Origin of the sequence: Vibrio halioticoli NBRC 102217 (assembly GCF_000496695.1) — a bacterium.
GTDB lineage: Bacteria > Pseudomonadota > Gammaproteobacteria > Enterobacterales > Vibrionaceae > Vibrio > Vibrio halioticoli.
Genome location: NZ_BAUJ01000059.1, coordinates 1 through 23,297, shown reverse-complemented (window position 1 = coordinate 23,297; position 23,297 = coordinate 1). Strand labels below are relative to the sequence as shown.

The window sequence follows — 23,297 nt, the reverse complement described above, 5'->3', positions numbered from 1 at the left end:
GTTGCCTCTTCATTTAATAGGCTAAATAGCATCTTTAATGTAAACAGGTATCACACGAGAAGTCAGTTTAGTCACTAATTCATAGCTAATTGTACCTACATATCTAGCCACTTCTTCTACTGGCAAAGACTCTCCCCAGAGCACTGCCAAGTCACCAACTTCATCTTTAGCATCTGGTCCAAGATCAACGGTTAACATGTCCATTGATACTCGTCCCGAGATTGGAACCTTACGTCCATTTATCCACACCGGCGTACCATTTGGTGCCGTGCGTGGGTATCCATCACCATAACCTACGGCAATAACGCCTATTTTGGTATCGCGTTCACTAACCCAATTAGCCCCATAACCTACACTTTCACCCGCTTTTAGCTCATTAACAGCAATGAGGTGAGAGCTTAAAGTCATTACTGGGCGATAACCCATTTGCTGAGCATCGTTATCATCAAATGGCGATACACCATACATAATAATCCCTGGACGTACCCACTCAAAGTGGCTATCACTGCGCGACAAAATGCCAGCTGAAGCAGCAATTGAACGCTCTCCTTCACACTGTGACGTCGTCGCTTCAAAAAGCTCTATTTGCTGTGAAGTAATTGGATTATCAGGCTCGTCAGCACAGCCAAAATGGCTGATGTAACGCAATGGATGCGCAACGTTTTTGCAATTGTGTAAGCGCTGAATGTATTCATCGTATTGCTCTGGACGCACACCTAAGCGATGCATGCCTGTGTCCATTTTTAACCACACTACCACAGGGTTTTCTAGCTCAGCTTGCTCTAAAGCAATTAGCTGTTCTTCACAGTGCACCACTGTCTGAATATTATTGGTGACCAAAATTGGCAAATCACTGTCAGAGTAAAAACCTTCCAGTAATAAAATGGGCTTCACAATACCACCGGAGCGCAGTTGCAGTGCTTCTTCGATACGAGCAACCGCAAAGGCATCTGCTCCTTCCGCATTTTTAGCCACTTCCAGTAAGCCATGACCATAACCGTTAGCTTTTACTACTGCCAACAAACGACTATTAGGTGCTTGTTCATGTAATCGTTGAATATTATGACGTAATGCATCTGTATTGATAGACGCAACAGCAGCCCTTAATTTACCCATGATATTTCCTACTCATCATCATAATCAAATGCAGGGCCAGCATAGTTATCAAAGCGTGAATACTGCCCTTGGAATGTTAAACGAACTGAACCAATTGGGCCGTTACGCTGTTTACCGAGAATAATTTCAGCAGTACCTTTCATGGCGCTATCTGGGTTATAAACTTCATCACGATAGATGAACATGATCAAATCGGCATCCTGTTCGATCGCACCGGATTCACGTAGATCTGAGTTGATCGGACGTTTATCGGCACGCTGCTCCAAGGAACGGTTAAGCTGTGAAAGCGCCACCACTGGAACGTTAAGTTCTTTCGCTAGCGCTTTTAATGAGCGAGAGATTTCTGAAATTTCTAAAGTACGGTTGTCTTGCATGCCCGGAACACGCATCAACTGCAGGTAATCGACCATGATTAGGCTTAAGCCACCATTGTCACGCGCGATACGGCGTGCACGCGAGCGAAGCTCTGTCGGTGTTAAGCCTGAACTATCATCGATGAACATATTCTTCTTCTGCATAAGAATACCCATGGTCGATGAAATTCGTGCCCAATCTTCGTCATCGAGCTGACCAGTACGGATTTTGGTTTGATCAACGCGAGACAGTGACGCGAGCATTCTCATCATGATTTGTTCTGAGGGCATCTCTAGAGAGAATATCAAAACGGGTTTATCCGAATCCATGGCAGCGTTTTCACACAAGTTCATGGCAAAGGTGGTTTTACCCATTGATGGACGAGCTGCTACGATAATAAGATCGGAAGGTTGTAAACCTGCCGTTTTCTTATTTAAGTCATTGAAACCTGAGTTAACACCTGTCACCCCGTCTTGTGGGGTTTTGTATAGAGTTTCGATACGTTCTAGAGTTTTCTCAAGAATGTTGTCAACGCTTTGTGGACCGTCTTTCTCGTTTGAACGCTCTTCAGCAATGGCAAACACTTTGCTCTCAGCAAAATCCACCAGATCACTCGAAGAACGACCTTGAGGATCGTAACCCGCATCGGCAATCTCATTGGCCACACCAATTAGGTTTCGCACCACGGCTCTTTCTGCAACAATCTCTGCATAGGCATTAATGTTGGCCGCACTCGGGGTGTTTTTAACCAGATCAGCTAAGTAGGCAAACCCACCAACATCTTCAAGCTGTTCACGACGCTCTAAAAATTCAGATAAGGTAATTAAATCCAATGGCTGACTATCTTCAAGCAGAGTTTTAACTGCTTCAAAAATCAGTCTATGAGGTCGACTGTAGAAATCGATTGCCATTACTTTCTCGGCAACCGTATCCCAACGCTCGTTATCCAGCAACAACCCGCCAATAACTGACTGCTCAGCTTCTAATGAATGGGGTGGAGCTTTGATTGCTTCGACTTGGGAGTCTTGTTTTTTATTCGTTCGTTGATCTGCCATGGATGTGCTCAGTGACCTTCTATTCTTTGCATTATACCAATGCTAAACATGATCTGTTTAGAAAATTATTTTTAATAGATGAGGTCATAAAAATAGACACTATTATTTGCAACTTTAAGAAAGATATCATTAGGATAGAAAGTGCATAAACGTCTATCATTGTTTACCTCATCTTGACGTATTTTTAGTAGGTTTAAGTACAATTCATAAGCAATATTTTAGTTTGAGGTATTTTGTGTCAAAAAAATTGCTATTTTGTCTGGGATCACTGCTGTGCTCAGCACCCCATGCGGAAGAGCTGACTGATACCGATATCGCAAGCCCTTCCCCCTTCAAAAGCGAAGTTGAATTTGGCTATCAAGCCCATTCAGGTAATTCTGATTCCGAATCTCTCAATGCACGTCTTAGCGGTGAATACATTAAAAATCGCTATCGCCTGACTGGAGAATGGAAATACTACTTACTGTATAAAGATGGTGCAGAAGACAAACGACAATCGACTTATGATCTACAGGGGGATTATAAGCTAGGTCCTAAAAGCTACGCCTATTCTAACTTCAATGGTTACGACTCTAAATACAGTGCCTATTTTACTGACTATACCGTATCTGCTGGTATGGGTTATCAGATAACCAATACCAAACACTTGTTGATTGAAGGCGAGTTGGGACCGGGTTATCGATACCAAGAACCTAATTTAGAAGAGATTGATGATGACGATATCATCATGAAAGAGACGGTGCAGGAAGCAATTATCAGGGGTAATTTATCTTTGGTTTGGAAACCGATTAAGTCTCTATCAATAGGAACCGATGTCACTGTAGTCGCAGGTGAAAGTAACACTAGAACCGATACTGAGATTTCAGTGATTAATGAAATTACCGAAGATATTGCATTAAAGTTGGTACACAACCGTCAATACCACAACAAAGTACCGGATGGACTGAGCCATACTGATTCGGTGTTTTCCGTTAACCTACTGTTCTTGTTCTAATATTTAACAAATTTTGGGCATAAAAAAACACCGACCAAGGCCGGTGTTTTAAAGTCATCTTCAGAGTAAAAAATTACTCTGCAGCAACAACTTGTAGTTTCACAGTAGCGAAAACTTCAGAGTGAAGTTGAACGCTTACTTCGAACTCACCAGTGTTACGTAGTGCGCCTTCTGGAAGACGAACTTCGCTCTTAGCAACTTCAACGCCAGCAGCAGTAACTGCGTCAGCGATGTCACGAGTACCGATAGAACCGAATAGTTTGCCTTCGTCACCAGCTTTAGAAGCAATAACAACTGCTTCTAGAGAGTTAACTTTCTCAGCACGTGCTTCAGCTGCAGCTAGGTGCTCAGCAACTTTAGCTTCAAGTTCAGCACGACGTGCTTCAAACATTTCAACGTTTGCTTTAGTAGCCATTACTGCCTTATTTTGAGGAATAAGGTAGTTACGAGCGTAACCAGATTTAACGTTAACAGTGTCGCCAAGTGCACCTAGGTTACCGATTTTATCAAGTAGAATAACTTGCATTATTTAATCCTCTATTCTTAATAAACCGACCGATTACTGATGCTTATCAGTGTACGGAAGTAGTGCTAGGTAGCGAGAACGCTTGATTGCACGAGCTAGTTGACGTTGGTATTTAGCGCTTGTACCAGTGATACGGCTAGGTACAATTTTACCAGCTTCAGTGATGTAGTTTTTAAGAGTTGCTACGTCTTTGTAATCAATCTCTTGTACGCCTTCTGCAGTAAAACGGCAGAATTTACGACGACGGAAGAAACGAGCCATGGGCTATCTCCTGATCTTAAATTTGAGTGATATCTTCGGCATGTAAAACCAATTTTCCCAAACCGTTTCGGCTTGTTTGATAAGCGACAAAGCCACTTACCTTGATTGAACTGCCTTTAACTAGTTCTTGAGTTAATGTGTGCGACCTTTTACCACTCACCACTACTGGCATTCGACAGTAAACCTGTCTCGGAAGCTCGGCTTCCATTACATTTGAGCGATGCTCGAGCCAAAATTGGCAATGTAAAATCCCTGAGGGGCTTCGTGTTCGAATAGGATCTTTAGCAACAATGCCGCTTAAATCCATTCGATTGGTCATACAATCAATTACTCAGCAGATGCTTCTGGCTTAGCTTCAGTACGCTCTTCGCGACGAGGAGCACGCTCTGCACGCTCTTCTTTTTGCTTAAGCATGATTGATTGCTCAGTCACAGCGCCTTTAGTGCGCATGATCATGTTGCGTAGAACTGCATCGTTAAAACGGAAAGCAGTTTCTAGCTCGTCGATCACAGCTTGATCAGCTTCAACGTTCATAAGAACGTAGTGAGCTTTGTGAAGCTTGTTGATTGGGTAAGCCAGTTGACGACGACCCCAGTCTTCTAGACGGTGTACAGTACCGCCAGCTTCGTTGATAGAACCAGTGTAACGCTCGATCATGCCAGCAACTTGCTCGCTTTGATCAGGGTGCACCATGAATACGATTTCGTAATGACGCATGTGTTGCTCCTTACGGATTATTAGCTTCCACGAGTGGCCCGGTCGTCCAGAGGAAGCAAGGAACTAAAGATAAATGACCGAGTTTTAAGGACGGCAAATAGTACAGAAACCGTTCAATAAGATCAAGCAAAAACACCGTTTCTGCACAAGATAGTTTGTCAGTCCGACTATTCACCCTTTATTCCAAGCACTTAGATTCATAACTCTTTGTATTTTAAAGAGGTTATATGCAAATGATGAAAATAAAAATCACAGGTATAAAAATGGCTACAAGCCACCGTTTGTTACCACAAAAATAGGAGCCGAAGCTCCTATCTCATTTAATGCTATCGACAACAAAATTAGCTTAGACGCTGTCTTACCGCTTCAAACAAACATACTCCAGAGGCAACGGATACGTTCAAGCTAGAAACAGAGCCGGCCATTGGGATCTTGATTAAGTCATCACAAGTCTCGCGGGTTAAACGGCGCATGCCATCCCCTTCGGCTCCCATTACAATTGCCAATGGGCCTGTTAGCTTGCTTTGATAAACATCATGAGTGGCTTCGCCTGCGGTACCAACAATCCATACATTTTGCTCTTGTAGGTGACGCATAGTGCGCGCAAGGTTAGTGACACGAATCAAAGGTACTGTCTCTGCCGCGCCACAAGCAACTTTGCTTACTGTCGCGGTTAATGGTGCAGACTTGTCTTTTGGAACGATGACAGCGGCGACACCGGCCGCGTCAGCATTACGTAGACATGCGCCAAGGTTGTGCGGATCGGTTACGCCATCCAAAATCAGCAGTAGTGGATTTTGCTCAGCAGCCAAAATGGTATCTAGGTCATTTTCATTCAAGGCTTTGGCCGCTTTAACACGTCCTATAATACCTTGATGGTTTGCACCTTTTGCTTTGTCATCCAGTGCTTTGCGACCCATTTGTTGGATAGAAACACCGTAAGATTGCAATAGATTGATTAAAGGTAACAAACGGTCGTCCTGACGCCCCTTTAAAACAAATACTTCAATAAAACGTACAGGATCTTTTTCCAACACAGCTTTCACTGCATGGATGCCATAAATATATTCGTTACTCATTTAATTGCTTCTCTTATTTCTTAGGGGCGCGAGCTGTATTCTTTTTGCCACGAGCTTTGTTTTTCTTCGCTTTGTTTGATTTTGGCTTTTTAGGTGCAGGCGCACTGTCCTTACTGCCATCAGGGCGAACGGTTGGTTCAACCTTAGCTTTGGCACGTCTAGAGCGTCTTCCCTCTGACGAGCCTGATTTTTTCTTATCATCAAAACGCTTAGCATCTTCAACTAAACGTTTCTTGGCGGTTTTGCCTTTGCCTCTTGGAGTGCGTTGGCTACCCACCATTTCAAAGTCAATTTGCTTGTCGTTCAAATTAACCGCTAATACTTTCACTTTTACCGTGTCACCAAGGCGATAAATTTGCCCAGAGCTTTCACCCACTAAACGCTGACTGATCGCATCATAGCGATAATAGTCATTAGCTAATGTTGATATGTGCACCAATCCGTCAATGTGCAGCTCTGTTAATCGGACAAAGAATCCAAAACCCGTCACATTGGCAATCACACCGTCTAGCTCTTCACCGACGTGATCTTGCATGTACTCACATTTGAGCCAATCAGTCACATCGCGAGTCGCATCATCGGCGCGACGCTCAGTCATTGAGCATTGCTCACCAAACACATCCATATCATCAAATGAGTAATGGTAACCCCCCGTTGGTGTCCAACGGTCGGTATTGCGCCCTTCTTGCTTGGCAATGAGGTACTTAATTGCACGGTGCAATAGCAAGTCAGGATAGCGACGAATCGGTGAGGTAAAGTGTGCGTAACGCTTCAGAGCCAAGCCAAAGTGGCCGGCGTTGTCTGGATTATACACAGCTTGTTTCATCGAGCGTAGTAGCATTGTTTGAATAAGCTCTTTATCCGGACGCTGAGTGACGATGTGCATGAGATCGGCATAATCTGTTGGGGATGGTGCTAAACCACCATTCAAGGTTAAGCCAAGCTCACTCAGGAAGTCTTTAAAGCCAACTAAACGCTGTTCACCCGGAGTTTCATGCACTCGGTACAACGCAGGCTCTTTGAGTTTTTCAACTAAAGAAGCAGAAGCAATATTTGCTAAGATCATGCACTCTTCAATCAGTTTGTGCGCATCGTTACGTACCACAGGTTCAATGCGATCAATTTTTCTATCAGCATTAAAGATGAATTTGGTTTCGACCGTTTCAAACTCAATCGCACCACGCAGGTCACGCGACTGTTTAAGAGTGCGATACATATTATGCAGTTCTTGCAGATGTGGAACTAACGTCTCATAGCGTTGATTTAACTCTTGGTCGCCATTCAGAATATCGTTGACCTTGTTGTAGGTTAAACGCGCGTGAGAGTTCATTACCGCTTCATAATGCTTGTAACCAGAAAGCTTACCGCTTTCAGAGACGGTCATCTCACACACCATACACAAGCGGTCGACTTGTGGATTAAGCGAACATAAACCATTCGACAACACTTCAGGTAGCATAGGTACAACCTGAGATGGGAAATACACTGAGTTACCGCGATTAATCGCTTCTTTATCTAGCGCAGAATCTGGGCGCACGTAGTAACTCACATCGGCAATAGCGACCCATAAACGCCAGCCACCGCTTTTTTTCTTTTCACAATAAACCGCATCATCAAAGTCACGCGCATCTTCACCATCAATAGTCACTAATGGTAACTCTCGAAGATCTACCCGACCTTTTTTCGCTTCTTCTGGAACCTCTTCTGCAAGAGAGGCTATTTGCTTGGTAACTTCTTCTGGCCATTCATTAGGGATTTGATGAGTACGGATGGCAATTTGAGTTTCCATGCCCGGCGCTAGGTTTTCACCTAACACTTCAACCACTTTACCTGACATTCCGCGAGAACGATTACCGCGATCAGTGACTTCAATTACGACAACGTTCCCCATTCGAGCGCCCATTCGGTGCTCTTTAGGAATAAGAATATCGTGATGAATTCTAGAGTCATCAGCCACTACATAAGCATGACCAAACTCAAGGAAGAAGCGCCCAACAATTTTCATTGCTCGCTCTTCAAGTACGCGAACAATTCTGGCTTCTTTGCGGCCGCGTTTATCCGTGCCTGATTGTTGCGCTAGTACATAGTCACCGTGGATGATGCTACGCATTTGATGAAATGGTAGAACTAAGTCCTGCTCTTTGCCGATAACGCCTTCAGGACGCACCCAGCCAAAGCCATCTTTATGACCGATGACATAACCTTTGATCATTTCGAGTTTATCAGGAAGGGCGTAACATTGACGGCGAGTGAAGACTAACTGACCATCACGCAACATAGCGTTTAATCGGCGACGTAAGCCTTCATATTGATCTTCACCGGCCAGTTCAAGAGCGGTGAATAGATCGTTGCGATTCATTGGCACCCCCGCACTCTCGAGAAAGCTTAAAAGAAACTCTCTGCTTGGTACTGGGTTCTCGTAATTTTTAGCCTCTCGATCTGCATGGGGGTCAAGAGATTTAGAATCGGACATGGGCGTGCTCATTAAATAGAATAATTAAGTAAAGTATATTCTAGTAATGCGCCACAAGGAAAAAATGCTTTAACAATTAGTAAAATAACTCGGTTATGGGTCTATCCTTTCGACAAAAGAATCATCAAATCGGAATTATTATCAACTAAGTCGTCTAGATAACATTTATCCAACTCTGCTAAAAAAGCCTCTTTGGCTTTGTGCAGGTAACTTTTAAGACGGCAAGCCGGAGTGATATGACAAAATTCCGGAGCACAATTGATGACCTTCATCGGCTCTAATTCACGAATGACATCACCAATATTTATCTCATTGGCTGGCTTATTAAGTCTAATACCACCATTCTTACCGCGAATCGTTTCAATAAATCCCTTCTGTCCTAGCTTATTCACGATTTTAACCATGTGGTTACGTGAAATATCGAATACCTCACTCACTTGAGTGATATTAGTAAGCTCATCCTTTTTAAGGGCAGCCAAATAAATAAGTGTTCGTATCGCATAGTCAGTAAAGCTAGTAATTTGCATAGTGGTACTCCGTATCAACCTCACAGTGTAATTCTTTTGTTGACTTTAATATACATTTTATACAACACTGAACATGAATATAAAATACACCTTTAAATGGAATACTAAGATGTTGGAACAAAAGACGATCGATACAGTTAAAGCCACTGCTCCTCTTCTAGCAGAAACTGGCCCTAAATTAACCGCTCATTTCTATGACCGTATGTTTGCTCACAATCCAGAGTTAAAAGATGTATTCAACATGAGTAACCAACGCAATGGCGATCAAAGAGAAGCGCTATTCAATGCCATTTGTGGTTACGCAGCTAATATTGATAATCTCGGTGCTCTATTACCTGTAGTAGAAAAAATTGCACAAAAACACACTAGCTTTATGATCACGGCAGAACAATACAACATTGTTGGTGGCCACCTTCTAGCAACGATTGATGAACTTTTTTCTCCTGGTCAAGAAGTGCTAGATGCTTGGGGTGAAGCGTACGGCGTATTAGCGAATATCTTTATTCAACGTGAAGAAGACATTTATGTTGATAACGAACAACACACTGGCGGTTGGCGTGGACTGAGAGATTTCGAAGTTATCGAAAAAACGCAAGAGAGTTCAGTTATTACTAGCTTTGTACTACAGCCTACTGATGGCAAAGCGGTAATGGATTTCAATCCTGGACAATACCTAGGTATTTACATCAATACTGAGAAATTTGAAAACCAAGAAATTCGTCAATACAGCCTTTCTGCTGCGCCAAATGGCAAAACTTACCGTATCTCAGTAAAACGTGATGGCGAAGGACGAGTGTCTAACTTCTTACATGATGACCTACAACAAGGTGACATCATTAAAGTCGCGCCACCGGCGGGTGACTTCTTCTTGCAAGCCCAATCAGATAAACCTATGGTACTGGTTTCTGCCGGTGTTGGCCTTACCCCTATGCTATCTATGCTAGAAGCACTGCAAGGTTCTGATAAAGCAGTGACTTGGTTACATGCGGCTGAAAATGGCGAACAACACGCTTTTAAAGATCACGTCACTGAACTGTGTAACAAACACAGCAATCTACAGCAGTTCACTTGGTACCGCGCACCACTAGAAAGTGATAAACAAGCAGAAGATTTCCAATTTGAAGGCTTGATTGATCTGTCTCAGCTAAACCAACAACAACTACCAAGCAATGCCGAAGTGTATTTCTGTGGTCCTGTTCCTTTCATGCAATTTGCAGCAGAACAATTGGTTAAACTTGGCTTTGATAAAGACCAACTTCACTACGAGTGTTTCGGTCCACATAAAGTGCTTTAATCCATTATACCAATCACAAAAAAACCGGCGAAAGCCGGTTTTTTTATTTAAGGTCAATCATTTAATGATTAGTTAAATGGGTGAACCTTAATCATAGTCTCGTTACGATCAGGGCCAGTCGAGATGATATCGATAGGCACGCCTGTTAGTTCTTCAATACGTTTGATGTAATCTAGAGCTGCTTGTGGCAATTGCTCAAGAGATGTAGCACCAAAGGTATTTTCAGACCAACCAGGTACGGTTTCGTAGATAGGCGTTGCTTCTTCAAATGCTTCAGCAGCCATTGGAGAAACTTCTAGTACAGAACCGTCTTTCATCTTGTAGCCAATACAGATTTTTAGCTCTTCAAGACCATCAAGTACGTCTAGTTTAGTTAGACAGAAGCCTGAGATTGAGTTGATTTGTACAGCACGACGCATTGCAACAGCATCAAACCAACCAGTACGGCGTAGGCGTCCAGTTGTTGCGCCAAACTCATTACCCACTTCACCTAGGTGTTTGCCGATAGGATCTTGTTTTTCTAGACCATCGTACAATTCTGTTGGGAATGGACCTGAACCAACACGAGTACAGTAAGCTTTTGCAATACCTAGAATGTAACCGATATGACGTGGACCAAAACCAGAACCAGCGGCTACGCCACCAGCAGTAGTGTTTGAAGAAGTTACGTACGGGTAAGTACCGTGGTCGATGTCTAGAAGAGTACCTTGTGCACCTTCAAACATGATTTTATCACCACGTTTACGAGCAGCATCTAGCTCATCAGTCACATCGATAACAAGAGACGTTAGAAGGTCAGCATAGCTCATCGCTTGCTCAAGCACTTCTTCGTAGCTTACTGTGTCTGTTTTGTAGAAATGTTCTAATTGGAAATTATGGAATTCCATAATTACTTTTAGTTTCTCAGCGAATGCTGCTTTATCGAATAGGTCGCCAACGCGTAGACCGCGACGAGCAACTTTATCTTCGTATGCTGGACCAATACCACGACCGGTTGTACCGATAGCTTTTTTACCAAGAGCAAGCTCACGAGCTTGGTCAATAGCGATGTGGTAAGGAAGAATTAACGGACACGCTTCTGAAATGAATAGACGCTCGCGTACTGGAATTCCGCGCTCTTCAAGAGGCTTCATTTCATTTAGAAGGGCTTCCGGAGAAAGTACAACACCGTTACCAATAATGCATTTAACATTATCGCGTAAGATGCCTGATGGAATTAAGTGTAAAACGGTTTTTTCACCGTCAATAACTAGAGTGTGGCCTGCATTGTGACCGCCTTGATAGCGCACCACATACTTTGCATCTTCAGTTAAAAGGTCAACGATTTTACCTTTACCTTCGTCACCCCATTGGGTGCCTAAAACAACTACGTTATTTCCCATCTTTCCGATTCTGATTGCTAGTTAAAAAAGGATTTTAGCACCGAAAAATTAAATTTGCAGTCATTTTTTAAGCACTCGCTATAAAATAATTAGAGATATTCAAATTAAGTTCAGTGTAAAACCCTAAGTTGCCCACCTTTACAGCAACATAAAAGTGATCACAGCTCCAGCAACGACTAAACAACCGCCCAACCTACGTAACTGGTTATCTGGCTGTTGGCTCATTTGTGCCATCATTTTTCGCCATGCATTAGGTGCTAACAGCGGACCTAAGCCTTCTAAAACCAACACTAAGCCAATGGCTATCCAAATTCCTTGCGACATTACGCCTATTCCTCTATCAACAAAAAAGGCTCCTAAACAGGAGCCTTTGTAATACTTTAATCTAGTTTACTTCTTTGGTGCGCCGTTTGAATCATTCATGAAGCGGAAGAAGTCACTCTTAGGATCGAGAACCATGATGTCCCCTTTCTCAGAGAAAGATTTCTCATACGCATGCAATGAACGAACAAAGCTATAGAACTCAGGATCTTTACTGTAAGTATCAGAATAGATCTTAGCCGCTTTAGCGTCTGCATCACCACGAGTAACACGAGCAGTACGGTCAGCTTCAGCTAGAACTGTTGCCACTTCTAGCTCAGCTTGAGCACGGATAATCTCAGCCTTCTCACGACCTTGAGAACGGTGCTTACGTGCAACTGATTCACGCTCAGCACGCATACGACGGTAGATAGATTCAGAGATTTCATCCGGTAGGTTGATTTTCTTCATTCGGAAATCAACCACGCGAACACCTAAATCATCCATCGCACTTTGACGAGTATCGTCGAGTACTACAGACATGATCTTGTCACGCTCACCATCAATCTCTACCGCAGCACGTGCTGCTTCAGAAACTGTATCGTCTAGCTCTGACTCGTCAGGTAACACGGCTTTGTTACGAGGACCCGATACAATCTGTTTGATTTCACGAGAACCGATTTCAGCACGAAGCACGTCAGTCACTTTACGCTCTAACAGCGCCTGTGCAGTCAGTGCGTTACCGCCACCTGTTGCTAGGTAGTATTGACCAAAGTCTTCGATACGCCATTTCACGTACGAATCAATGATAACGTCTTTTTTCTCTGACGTTACGAAACGGTCAGAACGACCATCCATAGTTTGAATACGTGCGTCTAGACGCTTAACGTTATCAAACAAAGGCATTTTGAAGTGCAGACCTGGCTCGTAGATACGAGAAATATCATTGTTATCTTTTAAGATACGACCAAATCGAACAACGATACCGCGCTCACCTTCAGGGACCACAAATACCGACATTAGCATCAGTGCTAGTGCAACCACCAATACTGGGATCATTAACTTACGCATTCCTAGTATCTCCCTTCACGAGTAGTCGTTGTTGTACGAGAGTTAGTCGCTGGTGCAGTTGTTTTCGCTTTATCTGCATCTAACTCGATCTTATCGTAGGTTGACGATGACTTACTTGAACGTTTAGTTGCTGAACTTTCTTGGCCTGCCAATTTATCAATTGGTAGGTAAAGTAGGTTGCCACTAGAGTCAGAATCAATCAGTACTTTCGATGTATTCGAGTACACTTCTTCCATTGTATCTAAATACATACGATTACGAGTGACTTCTGGTGCAGCCTGATATTCAGGAAGTAGTTTTTCAAACTGAGCCACTTGACCGTATGCTTCGTTTACTACACGTTCGCTGTAACCAAGCGCTTCTTTCTTCAAACGCTCTGCACGACCGGTTGCTTTAGGCAAGATTTCATTCTTGTAAGCTTCAGCTTCACGAATGAAACGCTCTTCATCCTCACGCGCCGCAATAGCATCGTCAAATGAATCTTTAACTTGCTCTGGTGGACGTGCTGACTGGAAGTTCACGTCAACAATCTGAATACCCATATCATAGTTATCAATGATACTGTTTAGGGTTTCTTGAGTGCTTTGACGAATTTGTTGACGACCACTAGTCAAGATACTGTCCATCAATGAATCACCGATTACCGCACGTAGTGCAGAATCTGTTGCTTGACGTAAGCTGTCATCAGCGTTAGTTACGCGGAACAAGTATTTATATGGATCGGATACTCGGTACTGAACACCCATACCAACGGTTACTACGTTCTCATCTTTCGTTAGCATCAAGCCAGAAGCTTGAAGTGCACGAATGGCTTCAACGTTAACTGTGGTTACTTCATCAATAAAGCGTGGACGCCAGTTTAGGCCTGGATCAACGATACGGTCGTATTTACCTAAACGAAGCACTACGCCTCGCTCAGCTTCACCAACGGTATAGAAACCAGAACCAACCCAAATGACAACAGCCACTAATGCAATCAATCCAAAACCAATTGCACCACCACCGGTAGAAGATGAACCCCCACCGCGCTTACCAAATTTGCCACCCAGCTTTTGACTCAGCTTATTAAACACTTCATCTAAATCTGGCGGCCCTTGATTGCGACCACCGGATTGCTGTTTACCACGATCATTATTACCCCAAGGGTCGTTATCGCGGCCATTATTTCCATTATTATTTCCAGGCTCGTTCCACGCCATTAGAAATCTCCATCACTAGATATGACGTTATAAAGTAACAGTCTTTTAGATGACTATAAAGTCATCCAACTGCGCTTCTTCTCTCTTTTGCAATCTAGCCCAATCGGCTTGTTGCATACGAATATCGATCAATAAGTTGCCTTCTGAATCATATGCCTCTTGTCGAATAGATTTCATATTGAAAAATACACTGCGTAAACGCCCTTGATGTAAAGGCGGAATGCACAAACTATATTCGACCATTTGACTGGCTAAACGCTCAGTTAATGCTTGAAACAGTAGATCTAAACCCAAGCCTTCCATCGCTGAAACCCATACGATGGTCGGTACGCCCTCTTCGTTATATTCAATACGAGGAGATTGCTGTTCCATGTTGTCTATTTTGTTCATCACAAGCAAAACAGGGATTTCATGCGCATCGATCTCTTCTAAGACGATATCGACAGCTTGGGTATTCTCTCTGAAACGCTCGTCGCTGGCATCTATAACATGTAACAAAATGTCAGCTTCTTGAGTTTCTTGCAAAGTGGCTTTAAAAGCCGCGACTAAATCATGCGGAAGATGACGAATAAATCCGACCGTATCCGCTAAAATCGCCAAACCCACATCTTCTAACTCTATTTTACGTAGAGTCGGGTCCAAAGTAGCAAATAGCTGATCAGCAGCATAAACGCTGGCTTCGGTGATCCGGTTAAATAAAGTGGATTTGCCCGCATTGGTATATCCTACCAAAGAGACAGTTGGAATTTCTGCACGCTTTCTCGCTCTGCGACCTTGCTCTCGTTGCTTCGCTACCTTTTCTAAACGACGTAGGATGGCTTTGATTCTATCTCGGAGTAAACGTCGGTCGGTTTCAAGCTGGGTTTCACCCGGCCCTCTTAAGCCAATACCGCCCTTTTGTCTCTCTAAGTGAGTCCAACCACGAATTAATCGGGTAGAAAGATGGCGCAATTGTGCCAATTCAACTTGCAGCTTACCCTCATGGGTTCTAGCGCGTTGAGCAAAAATATCCAAGATCAAACCAGTGCGGTCTAATACACGACATTTACACAATTGTTCGAGATTTCGTTCCTGAGCAGGAGAAAGAGAATGGTTGAAGATAATGATCTCGGCATCAAGTAGCTGAACAAGATCAGCAATTTCTTGAGCCTTACCTTCGCCCACATAGTATTTAGCATGAGGGGCTTGGCGACTGCCTGTTACTGTTTGCAGGTTGTTTACTCCTGCAGAAGACACCAACATTTCAAATTCGGCTAAGTCTTCCCACTCCCCTTCTTGTGTAAAGTTAATATGAACAAGTATCGCCTGTTCACCTGATTCATACCGGTCAAACAAGCGATAAGCTCCTTACACAATTTTTTTGATAATTAAGTAACGTATTCAATTAGTCTTCTGATTTCTCTTGAGTGCGATCTGCACGTTCATTACCACTGTGATGAGCTACTGCACGAGCAGGAACTACTGTCGAAATAGCATGCTTGTATACCATTTGATTAACAGTATTTTTAAGAAGGATCACGAATTGATCAAAAGACTCAATTTGACCCTGAAGCTTAATGCCATTGACAAGATAAATAGAAACCGGCACTCGCTCACGACGCAGTGCGTTTAAAAACGGGTCTTGTAAAGATTGCCCCTTTGCCATTGTTATTTTCCTTATTAGTATGTTGTTGTAATTATTTAGCAAGTGACAGTAGAAAAATTGTACTGCTTGCGCATCCTAGCTAAACCATACAATACCTCAAAAATTACTACATTCCGTGTAGAGGTATTGTTTATGCAAAACGATCATATTATACACAGCAAATTCAATTAGATGCTATGACATTTGCGATAGTTTCTACTCCTTGATCGATATTTAGACTATCAAGCCAAGTTAAGTCATCCCAACTACGAAGCCAAGTAATTTGGCGTTTCGCTAGCTGTCTAGTGGCACAAATCCCTTTAAATATTGCTTCATCAAAACTGTATTCACCTTCAAGGTATCCCCACATTTGACGATAGCCCACGCAACGAATTGCGGGAAGTTCTGCATGTAAATCAGTGCGTTGATGCAAGGCTCTCACTTCGTCTTCAAAGCCTGCTTGCACCATGTTTTCATAGCGAAGTTCGATTCTGCGATGTAATTCAGAGCGTTCTTGAGGCGCTATTGCAAACTGCTTCACATTGTATGGAATCGGCTCGCCTTTTTGCTGAGTGAGCTCAGTTAAAGACTTTCCGGTAATGCGATACACTTCTAATGCTCGAGATAAACGCTGTGGATCATTGGGGTGAATACGCTCCGCCGATACAGGATCAATCTCTCTGAGTTCATCATGCAGAGCTTGCCAACCTTTCTCTTGCGCTTGTTGTTCAATTTGAGCGCGAATGGTTTGGTCTGCCGCTGGCAATGGCGAAAGCCCTTCTAATAGAGCTTTGTAATACAACATAGTTCCACCGACCAACATAGGAATTTTGCCTTGTGCGGTGATCTCTTGCATGAGCTGTAAGGCATCTCGACGAAAATCCGCCGCAGAATACGCTTGTGAAGGGTCGATAATATCAATCAGACGATGTGGTGCGGCTGCCTGCTCTTCGGCAGTAGGTTTTGCTGTGCCTATATCCATCCCTTTGTACACTAGGGCTGAATCGACACTGATTAGCTCAATAGGAAAGCGACGGCGTAAACGAATCGCCAATTCAGTTTTCCCTGAAGCCGTTGGGCCCATTAAAAATATAGCCAAAGGCAATTTATCATTCATGTAATAGCGCTTTAATTGGTGTGGAAAAATCCACTAATTGAATAAGTTGAGTATCTTGTAAGTCTAGACCTTGCAATGACACGCCTTCTAGATCAGACAATAACTGCACAGCTTCAGATAAAGTGTAGACCTTATTTTGCTCTGCCACTTGAGAAGCAAGCCATAAGCTTAATTGCTCAAACGACATGGCTTGACCACGGCTTAACTGAGTCAGTAATTGAGAAAAAAGTTGCTGTAAATTGTGTTGTCTTAGAGGCTGAGGAACCGCCATGATCATCACTTTTGATCCCGCTTTAAACATTAGCTGAATGGCAAAGCGTTGTAGCATAGGTTGAATTTGTTTTAACTGCTCAATATCGTCACTGCTGACTTTTAATGCTAGCGGTATCAATAGGGGCTGTTTTACCAATTGTCTTTGTTCTACGGACAACTGACCACGCAGTTTTAAAGTTTCAGCTCTGGCCAGTGACAACAATGCACAACCTGCATTGGTATTAATAAGTAAGTAACGCTCATTGACAACCGTTAGTGCTTTGCCAAGTTGCGTCACTGACTTAGGCAGCGCAAGACTAGCAGTACCGACCGTGTTCGATTCACTTGCTACCTTTGATGGTGCAATACGGGCACTGTGACTGACGCTTTGCGTCGCTAAATCAGGTTGAGATGAGTCGGCTTTATCTACCGTCATCAGTTGTTGGTAAACTCCGGCCTCTCTTTCGGTTACTTGCGATTTTTCAGGTCGCGGAGCGCTTCTTTTAGTCGCGCTCTGCCCACTCGATCCTGCATTGTAACTTGAGTTTGAAGCAGAATCAGCACCCCAGCCCGAACCAGAATTTGGTTGCGGTGCTTTATTTGGATAAGCCGGAGACTGCTGTATCGCTTGCGCTTCATTTTGTGAAAGGCTTGCTTCTGTAGCGCTAGCACCAGAGGTACTAGCAGGCTGGATTTCATCGCTGTCCACAACCGGATGAGGAGTGGCATAAGCGCTCTCACGTCTTTCTTGTGAGACGAGTTGCTGTGATTGAGCTAATGCATCCACCAAAGCTTGGTAGATAAAATCATGCACCACACGCCCTTGATGAAAACGCACTTCATGTTTAGCCGGATGTACGTTCACATCCACCTGATACGCATCTATCTCGATAAACAGCACGTAAGCAGCATATTGATCGGGTCTTAAGGTGTGCTCGTAGCTTTGACGAATGGCATGGTTGATTAACTTATCGCGCATCATACGTCCATTGACGTAGCAATATTGCAAATCACCTTGTGAGCGAGCCGCCAATGGTGTGGTTATCCAACCATACAGTTTTAAATCTTGGTGCTGCAGTTCCACTCTGAGCATGTTGTCGGCAAAATTCTTGCCGCACACCGACTGCACCCGTTGTTCTATTTGACGATCGGTTTTTGCCGCGCGGTATTGTTTAACCAGCTTGCCATTATGTCTAAGGTTGATCGTGACCTGAAAACAGCTTAACGCGATTCGCTTTAATAGCTCTTCAATATGGGTAAATTCTGTTTTTTCGGTACGCAGGAATTTGCGTCTGGCAGGGGTATTAAAAAACAGGTCTAACACTTCAACCGAAGTACCAATAGGATGCGCGGTCGGTTGCAGTTTGACCTGCATATCACGCCCTTCAGAATACGCAGACCATGCCTGTTCTTGCGTTGCTGTGCGTGAAGTGAGCGTTAAGCGAGATACCGAGCTAATACTGGCGAGCGCTTCTCCGCGAAACCCTAAGCTCATGATCGCTTCAAGGTCATCTAGGCTAGTGATCTTTGAGGTGGCATGTCGGCTCAAAGCCAATTGCAGTTCATCTTTAATGATACCCTTGCCATTGTCTCGAATGCGAATCAGCTTACTGCCGCCTTTCTCAATATCGATATCAATACGAGTCGCGCCAGCATCTATGCTATTTTCGACTAGCTCTTTCACCACAGAAGCGGGTCTTTCAACCACCTCTCCTGCGGCTATTTGGTTGGCCAGTCGTGCTGGCAGAATTTTTATTTCACTCATCGGTTTGGAATAATCAGCACTTGCCCAATGGCAAGTTCATCAGAGCGGAGTTTGTTAGCACTGCGAATGCTACTGACCGAAACACCGTATTTGGAGGCAATCTTACCTAAGAACTCGCCTCGCTGAACTTTATGCTTACGTATCGGAGCATCTTTCACTGCCACCGTTATTTTCAGCTTTTGCCCAACATGTACTTTGCTGGATTTTAATTTGTTCTCACGCTGAATGGCCGCGACAGAAACCTTGTACTGCTTGGCAATCTTGCCAAGGTATTCTCCGGACTTCACTACGTGGGTAATAGATTTAGTTTCAACCGTATTTAAGTGCGTTGTCGATGCTGTTTTTACCCCCGGAATAGTGAGCTTTTGCCCTACTTTTACCGTATCACTTTTCAAGTTATTGGCAGCCTTAAGGGCGCTAACTGAAACCTTATGATTTTTCGCAATCTTAGATAAAAAGTCGCCACGTTGAACAACATACACTCCGTGATGATGAGGAACGGACTTATCAAAGCCAGTCCCTTCTGGCGGGTTCTCTTTTAGGTAAGTCACTACCGCACGAGTTATCGAGCTGGCTAACTTATCTTGATATGAACGTTGGAACAGCAGTTTCTCTTCGGTTGGGTTAGAAATAAAACCGGTTTCAACCAAAACCGATGGAATTTGTGGAGAACGTAATACCGCCAAACTCGCTTCACTCGGTTTATCTTTATGCAGTCGCGCGACCTTTTTCAACTCCCCCAAAATCTCAGTCGCTAGCTTTTCACCTTCGCGTTTCGATATAGTAAATTGCAAATCCAATAAGGTATGGTTTACGATTCTATCTGGGTTAGTCACCGTCGATGTGCCACCTAGCTTGCGTGACTGACGTTCTTGGTTTTCTACCCAGCGGGAAATTTCCGTATTTCTACGACGGTCGTTTAAGAAGAAAACCGATGCGCCTCTCGGGCGTGGTGAAGTGAAAGCATCCGCATGGATAGAGATAAATAAGTGCGCTTTATATTTATCGGCAATCGCCACGCGCTGATCGAGTGGCACATAGTAGTTACCAGTACGGGTTAATTTTGTTCTGATACCGGGCTCAGCATTTAATTGCGCGGCTAGCTTCTTCGCAATGCTTAAAGTCACGAGCTTTTCGTATTTTTTGCTGGGACCAATAGAGCCAGGATCTTTACCACCATGACCCGGATCGATAACAATCAAGACTTCTTTGCGATACGGAATACTAGCTTTAGTTACAACAACAGGTTTAGGTTTGGCTGTTGATTGTAATGCTATCTGTTGACCATTTAATGGTATATCCACCACTAACCTGTGTCCAAAACCACTGCCCGGTTTTAACTTAAACACATTTGGCGAGACTTTACCTTTCAACTCAAACACCAAGCGCACGGTCTTTTTATTTGGAGGAGAGCTGACTCTTACCTTGCTCAAAAGAGGACTTTTAGTAACCGACTTAGGTAGTTTGGCACTATTGGTGGCGTTTTTGATATCCACCACAATGCGTTCAGGGCTGCCTAGGGTAAAAAAGCTGTAATCAGCGGCTTTAGTGAGATCAATAACCGCTTTTGTTTCCTTACTGGTCGTCGAGATACGAATGTCTTTAATTTCATTGGCTTGCACTGTGGCAAACAAAGAGGAAATAAAGAGCAACGTAAACGCCCATACTGAATTCTTAATCAATTTAGCTCCAGCTTTTTCATCAGTGTTAATCCGTTTTCACTGTTTGCAGTAACAGTCGCTACTCGTCCTGTACCTTGATAGCGAATATCAAGTTCCAAATCAGCCTCAGGCAGTAAACCTACACCTTTTTCTGGCCATTCAACCAAACAGATAGCATCAGGCGTAAAATAATCACGAATCCCCATAAACTCTAGCTCTTCAGGATCGGCTAGGCGGTAAAGATCAAAGTGATACACTTGCCATTGTTGTAAATCATACGGCTCAACCAGTGTATAAGTCGGACTTTTTACATTTCCTTTATGACCCATAAACTGAATAAAGCCACGGCTAAATGTGGTTTTGCCTGCCCCAAGATCACCATGTAAGTAAATGGTAGTCTGCTCAGAGCATAGGGCTGAGAGTTTTGCCCCAAGTTTTACCGTATCGTGCTCATCTTGAAGAGAGAAATGCTTCTGGGTCATAAAAGGTTGGTCTTCGGTTGATTTTATAAATAATGCTCTAATTATCTCTACTGAGCGCGTTTTGTCGAGTAAACCCGCCTGTTTGAGAGACGATGAACAAATAAATTTCATTTATAACTATAAAGGAAGCACTGTCGATGTTACCTGTTAGTGCGTTTATTCGCTAAAATAGGGTTATATTCCTTTAATTGACGTAATCCATGAATCTTCACCATTTAGCAGAACAAATCAAACTTTGGGGCAATGAGCTCGGCTTTCAAAAAGTCGGGATTACCGATCTTGATCTGTCTAAAAGTGAACAAGCTTTAACTCAATGGTTGGAGAAGGGTTATAACGGCAATATGGAATGGATGGAGCGTAATGTAGATAAACGTCTATATCCCGACAGATTACACCCTGGCACTCTTCGAGTGATCAGTGTGCGATTGGATTACCTTCCCCCTGAAGCCCGCTTTGCGAGCAATCTCAGTGACCCAACAGAGGCTTATATCAGCCGCTATGCTTTAGGTCGAGACTATCACAAGCTAATGAGAAATAAACTAAAGAACTTGGCTCAGAAAATCGAACAAGAACTTGGTGAACTCAACTACCGCCCCTTTGTTGATTCTGCTCCTGTAATGGAGCGGCCATTGGCAGAGAAAGCGGGATTAGGCTGGACAGGGAAGCACTCACTACTGTTAAACGACGATACGGGATCTTGGTTCTTCCTTGGAGAACTGTTGATTGGGTTACCTCTACCGATTGATCAACCAGTAGAGAATCAGTGTGGCAAGTGCCGATCCTGCATTACCAGTTGCCCAACAGGGGCGATTGTCGAAGAAGGTACTGTCGATGCTAGACGATGCATTTCGTATCTGACTATCGAGTATGACGGCATTATTGATAGCGAACTATCCGATGCAATGGGAAACAGAATCTACGGCTGTGATGACTGCCAGTTAGTCTGCCCATTTAACCGCTTTGCTAGCATTACTGAACAATCTGATTTCCATCGCCGAGAAAGTATCGAAGATAGTAATTTGCTGTCTTTGTTCGCATGGAGTGAGGCTGAATTTTTGAAGAACTTTGAAGGCTCAGCTATTCGTCGTATTGGCTATCTACAATGGTTAAGAAATTTGTCTATTGCTATGGGAAACGGTAATTACTCAGCCGAGGCTATCTCAGCACTGGAGAGCAAATTAGGAATGGGTGAGGTACTTGATCATCATATCAACTACGCCATTGAACGTCTTAACTCACAAAGTGAGTTCACATCCAAAAAACAACAGCGACTGATTAGAATAGTACAAAAAGGGCTGCCACGAGATGCTTAAATGCCAGAGATTGGTATCACTCCATGAACAGCTATAGGCATGAGATATTGGATAAGCCCTATCCCTCAGAATAAATCCCCATAAACCTACGCAAATACTCCCTTATAAAAACATAATAGGACGCAAACTTAGCGAAATGTCGCAAGTCGGTGCGCAATGTGGAAAAAGAAAATAAAGCAAGGCTCGTTTAAGCAATGTCTAAAGTTAAACACAGACACGAAATATGATAAAGATCAAATAAAACAACATTAAAGATCGAATAACTATATTGCATAGATCGACAGATATTGTAATTTATTCTTTTATTTCAATAGGTTAATGGCTTTCAGGTGTTTTACTATTACGTGGTTACGACATTAGATCTTGACAAAAGATCTTAAAAAAACTGTGTGTAATATTTTTATCAACCAAGTTATCCACAGATTGGTTTTTGTGGATAAGTCTGTGTGTTAATTCTTAATTGAATGTGAGAAACACTGTAAATACTAACGTTTTATAGGGAAGTAACAATAAGGAAGAAGAGCATAGTGTTATAGAGCAGGTATAGACCTTAAATTCGAAATCGTTTTAAGCGCCTAAATTGGTTGCGGGGGCTGGATTTGAACCAACGACCTTCGGGTTATGAGCCCGACGAGCTACCAAACTGCTCCACCCCGCGTCCGTATTGTATTACCGTTAAAGTACGATAAAGACTACTTCTCTACTCAATTATTTTAAAAGATAAGGAGAAGAGAG

Annotated in this window: 22 protein-coding genes and 1 tRNA gene; 3 read left to right on the top strand and 20 right to left on the bottom strand. The window is 43.3% G+C overall.

Features of this window, described 5'->3' with window-relative positions; genetic code table 11:
- Nucleotides 1-21: 21 nt before the first annotated feature.
- The gene (gene alr / locus VHA01S_RS15025) at nt 22-1,116 is read right to left on the bottom strand and encodes an alanine racemase (RefSeq protein ID WP_023405205.1); all 1,095 of its coding nucleotides are present in this window, start codon (nt 1,114-1,116) and stop codon (nt 22-24) included.
- A gap of 8 nt (nt 1,117-1,124) precedes the next feature.
- Nucleotides 1,125-2,525 carry a replicative DNA helicase gene (locus VHA01S_RS15020; RefSeq protein WP_023405204.1) on the bottom strand — a complete coding sequence of 467 codons (1,401 nt, stop codon included), beginning with the start codon at nt 2,523-2,525 and terminating at the stop codon, nt 1,125-1,127.
- Nucleotides 2,526-2,796: 271 nt separating this feature from the next.
- Here VHA01S_RS15020 and VHA01S_RS15015 point away from each other — a divergent pair, with 271 nt between their 5' ends.
- Nucleotides 2,797-3,519, top strand: coding sequence for a DUF481 domain-containing protein (locus tag VHA01S_RS15015; protein WP_052029636.1), 723 nt, complete (start codon nt 2,797-2,799; stop codon nt 3,517-3,519).
- Nucleotides 3,520-3,592: 73 nt separating this feature from the next.
- Here the strand turns inward: VHA01S_RS15015 and rplI are convergent, their stop codons facing one another.
- The 7 genes from rplI to nsrR form a co-directional block, all read right to left on the bottom strand.
- Nucleotides 3,593-4,045, bottom strand: a complete 453-nt coding sequence (rplI, locus tag VHA01S_RS15010) for a 50S ribosomal protein L9 (RefSeq protein ID WP_023405202.1) — start codon at nt 4,043-4,045, stop codon at nt 3,593-3,595.
- Between the two features lie 33 nt (nt 4,046-4,078).
- Nucleotides 4,079-4,306, bottom strand: a complete 228-nt coding sequence (gene rpsR / locus VHA01S_RS15005) for a 30S ribosomal protein S18 (protein WP_000090472.1) — start codon at nt 4,304-4,306, stop codon at nt 4,079-4,081.
- Between the two features lie 16 nt (nt 4,307-4,322).
- Nucleotides 4,323-4,625, bottom strand: a complete 303-nt coding sequence (gene priB, locus VHA01S_RS15000) for a primosomal replication protein N (protein ID WP_021715030.1) — start codon at nt 4,623-4,625, stop codon at nt 4,323-4,325.
- An 8-nt stretch (nt 4,626-4,633) separates the two neighbouring features.
- Complete coding sequence (rpsF, locus tag VHA01S_RS14995; RefSeq protein WP_021715029.1) at nt 4,634-5,023, bottom strand: 30S ribosomal protein S6; 390 nt, start codon at nt 5,021-5,023, stop codon at nt 4,634-4,636.
- A gap of 341 nt (nt 5,024-5,364) precedes the next feature.
- Complete coding sequence (rlmB, locus tag VHA01S_RS14990; protein ID WP_023405201.1) at nt 5,365-6,102, bottom strand: 23S rRNA (guanosine(2251)-2'-O)-methyltransferase RlmB; 738 nt, start codon at nt 6,100-6,102, stop codon at nt 5,365-5,367.
- A 13-nt stretch (nt 6,103-6,115) separates the two neighbouring features.
- Nucleotides 6,116-8,575 (bottom strand): ribonuclease R, encoded by a 2,460-nt coding sequence (rnr, locus tag VHA01S_RS14985; protein ID WP_023405200.1) that lies wholly within the window; start codon nt 8,573-8,575, stop codon nt 6,116-6,118.
- A gap of 101 nt (nt 8,576-8,676) precedes the next feature.
- Nucleotides 8,677-9,102, bottom strand: coding sequence for a nitric oxide-sensing transcriptional repressor NsrR (nsrR, locus tag VHA01S_RS14980; RefSeq protein WP_023405199.1), 426 nt, complete (start codon nt 9,100-9,102; stop codon nt 8,677-8,679).
- 109 nt (nt 9,103-9,211) lie between these two features.
- Between nsrR and hmpA the strand changes: the two genes are divergently transcribed.
- On the top strand, nt 9,212-10,396 hold the full coding sequence (hmpA, locus tag VHA01S_RS14975; protein ID WP_023405198.1) for an NO-inducible flavohemoprotein: 1,185 nt from the start codon (nt 9,212-9,214) through the stop codon (nt 10,394-10,396).
- Between the two features lie 68 nt (nt 10,397-10,464).
- Here hmpA and VHA01S_RS14970 read toward each other — a convergent pair whose 3' ends face one another.
- The 10 genes from VHA01S_RS14970 to tsaE form a co-directional block, all read right to left on the bottom strand.
- The gene (locus tag VHA01S_RS14970) at nt 10,465-11,778 is read right to left on the bottom strand and encodes an adenylosuccinate synthase (protein WP_023405197.1); all 1,314 of its coding nucleotides are present in this window, start codon (nt 11,776-11,778) and stop codon (nt 10,465-10,467) included.
- Nucleotides 11,779-11,916: 138 nt separating this feature from the next.
- A complete protein-coding gene (locus VHA01S_RS14965; protein ID WP_023405196.1) occupies nt 11,917-12,102 on the bottom strand; it encodes a DUF2065 domain-containing protein in 186 nt (61 codons plus the stop codon).
- Nucleotides 12,103-12,168: 66 nt separating this feature from the next.
- On the bottom strand, nt 12,169-13,149 hold the full coding sequence (hflC, locus tag VHA01S_RS14960) for a protease modulator HflC (RefSeq protein WP_023405195.1): 981 nt from the start codon (nt 13,147-13,149) through the stop codon (nt 12,169-12,171).
- Nucleotides 13,150-13,151: 2 nt separating this feature from the next.
- Nucleotides 13,152-14,348: an FtsH protease activity modulator HflK gene (gene hflK, locus VHA01S_RS14955; RefSeq protein WP_023405194.1), complete on the bottom strand. Its 1,197-nt coding sequence runs from the start codon at nt 14,346-14,348 to the stop codon at nt 13,152-13,154.
- A 45-nt stretch (nt 14,349-14,393) separates the two neighbouring features.
- A complete protein-coding gene (gene hflX / locus VHA01S_RS14950; protein ID WP_023405193.1) occupies nt 14,394-15,683 on the bottom strand; it encodes a ribosome rescue GTPase HflX in 1,290 nt (429 codons plus the stop codon).
- Nucleotides 15,684-15,732: 49 nt separating this feature from the next.
- On the bottom strand, nt 15,733-15,993 hold the full coding sequence (gene hfq / locus VHA01S_RS14945; protein WP_021715018.1) for an RNA chaperone Hfq: 261 nt from the start codon (nt 15,991-15,993) through the stop codon (nt 15,733-15,735).
- A 163-nt stretch (nt 15,994-16,156) separates the two neighbouring features.
- Complete coding sequence (gene miaA / locus VHA01S_RS14940) at nt 16,157-17,089, bottom strand: tRNA (adenosine(37)-N6)-dimethylallyltransferase MiaA (RefSeq protein ID WP_023405192.1); 933 nt, start codon at nt 17,087-17,089, stop codon at nt 16,157-16,159.
- Nucleotides 17,082-19,106 carry a DNA mismatch repair endonuclease MutL gene (gene mutL, locus VHA01S_RS14935; protein ID WP_023405191.1) on the bottom strand — a complete coding sequence of 675 codons (2,025 nt, stop codon included), beginning with the start codon at nt 19,104-19,106 and terminating at the stop codon, nt 17,082-17,084. The genes miaA and mutL overlap by 8 nt, the downstream gene beginning before the upstream one ends.
- Complete coding sequence (locus VHA01S_RS14930; protein WP_023405190.1) at nt 19,103-20,788, bottom strand: N-acetylmuramoyl-L-alanine amidase; 1,686 nt, start codon at nt 20,786-20,788, stop codon at nt 19,103-19,105. Before VHA01S_RS14930 ends, mutL begins: the two co-directional genes overlap by 4 nt.
- Nucleotides 20,785-21,249, bottom strand: coding sequence for a tRNA (adenosine(37)-N6)-threonylcarbamoyltransferase complex ATPase subunit type 1 TsaE (gene tsaE, locus VHA01S_RS14925; RefSeq protein ID WP_023405189.1), 465 nt, complete (start codon nt 21,247-21,249; stop codon nt 20,785-20,787). The genes VHA01S_RS14930 and tsaE overlap by 4 nt, the downstream gene beginning before the upstream one ends.
- Nucleotides 21,250-21,449: 200 nt before the next feature.
- Between tsaE and queG the strand changes: the two genes are divergently transcribed.
- Nucleotides 21,450-22,562, top strand: a complete 1,113-nt coding sequence (gene queG / locus VHA01S_RS14920) for a tRNA epoxyqueuosine(34) reductase QueG (protein WP_023405188.1) — start codon at nt 21,450-21,452, stop codon at nt 22,560-22,562.
- Nucleotides 22,563-23,143: 581 nt separating this feature from the next.
- Here queG and VHA01S_RS14915 read toward each other — a convergent pair.
- A tRNA-Met gene (locus tag VHA01S_RS14915) sits at nt 23,144-23,220 on the bottom strand.
- Nucleotides 23,221-23,297: the final 77 nt, after the last annotated feature.

What these genes read in the sequence shown, in the direction of transcription:
- alr (WP_023405205.1), bottom strand. Translation starts at nt 1,116, where the DNA reads ATGGGTAAATTAAGGGCTGCTGTTGCGTCTATCAATACAGATGCATTA.
- priB (WP_021715030.1), bottom strand. Translation starts at nt 4,625, where the DNA reads ATGACCAATCGAATGGATTTAAGCGGCATTGTTGCTAAAGATCCTATT.
- nsrR (WP_023405199.1), bottom strand. Translation starts at nt 9,102, where the DNA reads ATGCAAATTACTAGCTTTACTGACTATGCGATACGAACACTTATTTAT.
- VHA01S_RS14965 (WP_023405196.1), bottom strand. Translation starts at nt 12,102, where the DNA reads ATGTCGCAAGGAATTTGGATAGCCATTGGCTTAGTGTTGGTTTTAGAA.
- hflC (WP_023405195.1), bottom strand. Translation starts at nt 13,149, where the DNA reads ATGCGTAAGTTAATGATCCCAGTATTGGTGGTTGCACTAGCACTGATG.
- rnr (WP_023405200.1), bottom strand. Translation starts at nt 8,575, where the DNA reads ATGTCCGATTCTAAATCTCTTGACCCCCATGCAGATCGAGAGGCTAAA.
- rplI (WP_023405202.1), bottom strand. Translation starts at nt 4,045, where the DNA reads ATGCAAGTTATTCTACTTGATAAAATCGGTAACCTAGGTGCACTTGGC.
- rpsF (WP_021715029.1), bottom strand. Translation starts at nt 5,023, where the DNA reads ATGCGTCATTACGAAATCGTATTCATGGTGCACCCTGATCAAAGCGAG.
- hmpA (WP_023405198.1), top strand. Translation starts at nt 9,212, where the DNA reads ATGTTGGAACAAAAGACGATCGATACAGTTAAAGCCACTGCTCCTCTT.
- queG (WP_023405188.1), top strand. Translation starts at nt 21,450, where the DNA reads ATGAATCTTCACCATTTAGCAGAACAAATCAAACTTTGGGGCAATGAG.
- rlmB (WP_023405201.1), bottom strand. Translation starts at nt 6,102, where the DNA reads ATGAGTAACGAATATATTTATGGCATCCATGCAGTGAAAGCTGTGTTG.
- VHA01S_RS14970 (WP_023405197.1), bottom strand. Translation starts at nt 11,778, where the DNA reads ATGGGAAATAACGTAGTTGTTTTAGGCACCCAATGGGGTGACGAAGGT.
- miaA (WP_023405192.1), bottom strand. Translation starts at nt 17,089, where the DNA reads ATGAATGATAAATTGCCTTTGGCTATATTTTTAATGGGCCCAACGGCT.
- tsaE (WP_023405189.1), bottom strand. Translation starts at nt 21,249, where the DNA reads ATGACCCAGAAGCATTTCTCTCTTCAAGATGAGCACGATACGGTAAAA.
- mutL (WP_023405191.1), bottom strand. Translation starts at nt 19,106, where the DNA reads ATGAGTGAAATAAAAATTCTGCCAGCACGACTGGCCAACCAAATAGCC.
- hflK (WP_023405194.1), bottom strand. Translation starts at nt 14,348, where the DNA reads ATGGCGTGGAACGAGCCTGGAAATAATAATGGAAATAATGGCCGCGAT.
- VHA01S_RS15020 (WP_023405204.1), bottom strand. Translation starts at nt 2,525, where the DNA reads ATGGCAGATCAACGAACGAATAAAAAACAAGACTCCCAAGTCGAAGCA.
- rpsR (WP_000090472.1), bottom strand. Translation starts at nt 4,306, where the DNA reads ATGGCTCGTTTCTTCCGTCGTCGTAAATTCTGCCGTTTTACTGCAGAA.
- hfq (WP_021715018.1), bottom strand. Translation starts at nt 15,993, where the DNA reads ATGGCAAAGGGGCAATCTTTACAAGACCCGTTTTTAAACGCACTGCGT.